This is a genomic window from Sulfuricurvum sp., assembly GCF_049305995.1.
GTDB lineage: Bacteria > Campylobacterota > Campylobacteria > Campylobacterales > Sulfurimonadaceae > Sulfuricurvum.
Genome location: NZ_JBAQPS010000073.1, coordinates 1 through 4,610, shown reverse-complemented (window position 1 = coordinate 4,610; position 4,610 = coordinate 1). Strand labels below are relative to the sequence as shown.

5 protein-coding genes are annotated in these 4,610 nt (G+C 43.4%); 4 read left to right on the top strand and 1 reads right to left on the bottom strand.

What is annotated here, in order from left to right; all coding sequences use genetic code 11:
* From mnmE to WA010_RS02535, 3 genes are all read left to right on the top strand, one after another.
* The coding region (mnmE, locus tag WA010_RS02545; RefSeq protein WP_422555609.1) for a tRNA uridine-5-carboxymethylaminomethyl(34) synthesis GTPase MnmE at window positions 1–1,227 on the top strand (1,227 nt) is incomplete at its 5' end.
* The gene (ruvX, locus tag WA010_RS02540) at window positions 1,227–1,631 is read left to right on the top strand and encodes a Holliday junction resolvase RuvX (protein ID WP_422555608.1); all 405 of its coding nucleotides are present in this window, start codon (window positions 1,227–1,229) and stop codon (window positions 1,629–1,631) included. The genes mnmE and ruvX, both read left to right, overlap by 1 nt.
* 81 nt (window positions 1,632–1,712) lie before the next feature.
* Entirely contained in the window at window positions 1,713–2,798 is a 1,086-nt protein-coding gene (locus tag WA010_RS02535; RefSeq protein WP_422555607.1) for an AAA family ATPase, read from the top strand.
* Between the two features lie 598 nt (window positions 2,799–3,396).
* Here WA010_RS02535 and WA010_RS02530 read toward each other — a convergent pair.
* The gene (locus WA010_RS02530) at window positions 3,397–4,035 is read right to left on the bottom strand and encodes a hypothetical protein (protein ID WP_422555606.1); all 639 of its coding nucleotides are present in this window, start codon (window positions 4,033–4,035) and stop codon (window positions 3,397–3,399) included.
* 165 nt (window positions 4,036–4,200) lie between these two features.
* On the opposite strand from WA010_RS02530, the gene WA010_RS02525 reads away from it, so the two are divergent.
* Window positions 4,201–4,610, top strand: a 410-nt coding sequence (locus WA010_RS02525) for an NAD(P)-dependent oxidoreductase (RefSeq protein ID WP_422555605.1), incomplete at its 3' end; no start/stop codon positions are given.

Below are 4,610 nucleotides of genomic sequence, written 5' to 3'. Positions count from 1 at the left end.
CTTCAACCACGCTACGCAACTCTTAGCTCTTTACATCATAACGACGGTACTTTGATCGACGAAGCGATTGTTATCTATTTCCAAGCGCCGCGCAGTTTTACGGGGGAAGAGGTTGTTGAGTTTCAGTGTCACGGCGGTTATGTCGTTGCCGAATCACTACTTCGTGCTGTTCTTTCTCATGGAGCACGTTTAGCCCAGCCGGGGGAGTTTAGTAAACGGGCATTTTTAAACGGCAGGCTCGATCTCACCCAAGCCGAAGCGACTGCCGCACTCATCGAAGCCAAAAGCGACGATGCCGCCCGTATCCTTGCTCGACAAATGAAAGGTGAGTTACGCGGATACATCGAGGGGATACGTGATTCGCTACTCGAAATCTTGGCATACTCCGAAGTGGTGATCGACTATGCCGAAGAGGATCTCCCTCAAGACGTCGTAGATCAGATCGAAGTAAAACTCGTAAATATCAAACACACACTCTCTCGCACCCTCGAATCAAGCCGTCGCCGCTCAGGACTGATGCAGGGATTTCGGGTTGCGATCATCGGTAAACCCAATGTCGGGAAAAGTTCACTTCTAAACGCACTCCTCGATTATGAACGTGCCATCGTCAGCGACATTGCAGGGACGACTCGTGACACGATCGAGGAGCAGGTGCGTATCGGTACTCATCTAATCCGTCTGGTTGATACGGCAGGGATACGGAACGCTCACGATGAGATTGAGCGGATCGGGATCGAGCGCTCCATTGCGGCGATTGAAAATGCCGATGTTGTAATCGCATTGTTTGACTCTTCTCGTGCAATTGATGAGGAAGATCGTGCTATTATCGAGTTGATTGAGCGGTATCGTGACGAAAAACCGTTTATCGCTCTCCTGAACAAATCGGATTTGCCTCAATCGTTTGATACAACGATGATAGAACACTACGCACCGATCCCTTTGAGTTGTAAGCAAGAGATGAATACGCTCATTGATACTTTGAGTAACTTGATGGATTATGAAAATGACGGCGAGGAGATGATGTTGATTTCTCAACGTCAAATCAGTGCAACCGAAAATGCTGTCCGTTCCATTGATGAGGCGTATGAGCCGTTACATGATGGCGAATTAGAGTTTTTCTCCTTTCACATCAATGCCGCCATTCGCTCCATCTCCTCGATCAGCCGACCGTACGAACTCGATGAGATGTTCGACAAGATGTTTGGTCAGTTTTGTCTGGGGAAATGATGGGAACTATTATCGCAATCGACTTAGGATTAAAACGGATCGGATTGGCACTAAGTGCGGGTGCCGGAATCGTGACACCGCTGAGCGCAGTAGAGCGCAAAAACCGTAACCAAGCCGCCAATGATGTTAAAAAAGTATTAAACGAATTTGAAGCAACCACGGTTGTGGTCGGTATCCCGATGGGAAGCACGACAGAGGATGAGATGCGCCGCCGAGTAGCCCACTTTATGAACCTCGTTGAATTCAGTGGAGAGATCGCCTACCAAGACGAATCCCACAGCTCTCAGGAAGCCGAAGCACTGATGAAGGGTGAAATCCGCTACAAACGTGACGGTCGGATCGACTCCCTCTCGGCGAAGATTATTTTAGAGCGGTATCTTTCTAGTCTTCGAATTAGTACTTAAAAATAGATACTTTTGGTCTTGACTATTTAAAATGTAATAAGTATACTAATGGTATCTATTTTCTAATACTAAAGGAATACTATGTTCTCCCCATTTCCCTACGATAAAATCTCATCGGGTAAATCGTTTTTTGGTCGTGAAGAGGAAATGGCAGTACTCTCCAAGAGTGTCCAATATTCTAACAATCTCCTTATCTATTCAAAACGGCGGATGGGGAAAAGTTCACTAATCCACCATTTTTTCGAAAATCAGAAAAACTCTTCTCTTTGTATTTATGTTGATCTTTTCGACATTACTTCTAAAGAAGATTTTGCCAAATCTTTGTTGCGGGGAGTGACCGAAGCGACCAAAGGGGATCTCAAATCGGCAATCAAAAAGCTCACTTCGTTGTTTAAGAGGGTGAGGGTAGAGCCGACTATTGATCCCAATACTCTGGAATATTCGATCAAACCGATCATTGCGACGTTGAGTTTTGAAGAGATGATGGAGGATTTTTTTCACACGATCCGAGAACTCTCACGTGAGAGTCAGGTCATTATCGCACTCGATGAGTTTCAGCAGATTGCCACGATCACCGATGTCAAACTCGATGCCCTGCTACGTAAAGAGATACAAATCAGAGAGAAGGTATCGTACCTCTTTTTAGGTTCCAAACGCCACCTCCTCACATCACTTTTCGAGTATCAAGCACCACTGTACGAGATGGCGACCCATTTTGAACTGCTACCGCTAAAATTTGACGCTATTTTCGATTATGTGACACAACATCTAAAAATAGATGAGGTAGCTCTTCGAACTATCTGCGAGATTACCCGATATGAAACCAAGATGATGCAAAATGTTTTTCATCTCCTTTATCTTCAAAAAGAGGAAAATGTAACCAAAGAGCGGATCGATACAGTAGTGAATGAGATTATTAACTCTAAAGATTCGAGCTACAAAATCATCTTCGATACTCTGAATAACAATCAAAAAATCGCCCTTAAAGTGTTCGCTAAATACAAAAGCGGCTTTTTCGCCCAAAGTGTATTGAATGAGTTCAATATCAAAAAACAAACCCTACAGTCTGCGTTCGATGCTCTGTTCAAACGTGAACTGATTGACAAGGACGGAGAAACCTATTTCATCCCCGACCGCACGTTAGAGTTATGGGTAGAGCGTTTGTAACAATAAATTTTTTAGTGTGAATACAGCTTTTTAATATGTGGCTTTTCTCCGTTCGTGGTGAGCATGTCGAACCATGAACTTCTCACCCTTGGACATCTACTATGGAGGATGTGAGGGCGATATTGAATTCAATTTAAAAAGCGGTTCATGTCAAATTTCTTGGGATGAGTTTAAACAGAATATTCAAGGAAATAGAATTGCAATCACTGATGACCAAGGGTACGGTCCTATGAAATATGTAACTATAAAGTTTACTAAAAATGGTAACAGATTATCAGTGTTATAGTGGTACGGAAAAAATATTGAGCGGTGTTTACAAAAAGAAGTAAATGCACATTTCATCTATATGAGTAAAGGGGGCCAAGGGGTACAACCCCTTGGCTATGCTCAATGAAGCATAGGTGCAAAGATGCACATAAGAATAAACGCGAGTATAATCTTATCCATAAAGACCCCCTTCTGAGAATTCTTTGGAGGGCAAAAAAAAAGGCCGAGGGTTAATTACTCCCTCAGCCTCAGCGTTGCCGCTCCATCGAATTCACAGAAAAGTTTATACTCGCACTAAAATTATATCCAAACAAACGGTATTGTCAAGGGTTTATAAAGCTTTAAAAAACTCCGCTGCTTCTGCTTCATCATCGGTGAGGGTCGCAAAATCCTCATCCTTTTCCAGTTTCTCTTTTATGGTTCGTACACAATACTCAAATCCGATACGGCGTGCATGATCGATATCGAATACAAATCCCAATCCGCTGAACTGATAGGGCTCTTCTTGCTCGATACAGAGCAAAATTCCCTCACATTGTGCTTCAAACTGTTCGACAATATCGCGATATCCGATGTTAAACTCGGTTGCGTGCCACCCTGTATCTTCTAACACCTTATCGGAAAATTCGGCGATGCCGTCACCGCTCGTGTCATCGTACAAAGCGCGTTTTTGGTTATATCCGATGATACTCTGCCATGCACCGGAAGCTTTGATCAGGAGCCGATCATCATCCTCTACGATTCGGTAGTTGTTACCGAGCATGGAACTAATCGGTCGGGAGAGATCGGTGGAGAGAGGCGAGAGGGGAGGGATCGATCCTTCAAAAATGCTAATCAAAGTATCTTCAAACGGCTCATATACAATCTCCCCTTTATAACTGATGGCAAAGTGTTTCGCGGAATTCACAGCACGTAAAAAGTCATTTTTGTTGACAACGATAATCTCTTTAAAAAGGTTAAATTTTTTCATAAAAATCTCCATTATTTTTGGGTGAATTGTAGCATGGGATCGTTTAGAGACCCTTAGCGGATGAGTTAGCACAACGCTCTAAGGGTACGCTAAACTATTTTTATGCAAAAGTGGGGTATAATTCGCCAAATTTTAAGCCTATGAGCTTACTCTAAGGATACCTGTATGGCATTGAACGTCTACTACGATAAAGATTGTAATATCGAATTAATCAAAAGCAAAAAAGTGGCAATGATCGGTTTTGGATCACAAGGTCACGCACACGCGGAAAACCTTCGCGATAGTGGTGTTGAAGTTGTTATCGGTCTCCGTAAAGAGGGTAGCTCATGGGGCAAAGCAGAAGCTAAAGGGTTCAAAGTTATGACCGTTGCAGAAGCATCTGCATACGCTGATATGGTTATGATCCTTCTTCCTGATGAAAACCAAGCAGAAATCTACAAAAACGAAATCGCTCCGAACCTAAAATCAGGTGCTACTATCGCATTCGGTCACGGTTTCAGCATCCATTACGGACGTATTAAACCGGCAAGCGATATCAACGTAACCATGATCGCTCCTAAAGCACCGGGTCATAC

Coding starts and splice junctions, on each gene's coding strand:
- WA010_RS02530 (WP_422555606.1), bottom strand. CDS start 4,035: ATGAAAAAATTTAACCTTTTTAAAGAGATTATCGTTGTCAACAAAAAT.
- WA010_RS02535 (WP_422555607.1), top strand. CDS start 1,713: ATGTTCTCCCCATTTCCCTACGATAAAATCTCATCGGGTAAATCGTTT.
- ruvX (WP_422555608.1), top strand. CDS start 1,227: ATGGGAACTATTATCGCAATCGACTTAGGATTAAAACGGATCGGATTG.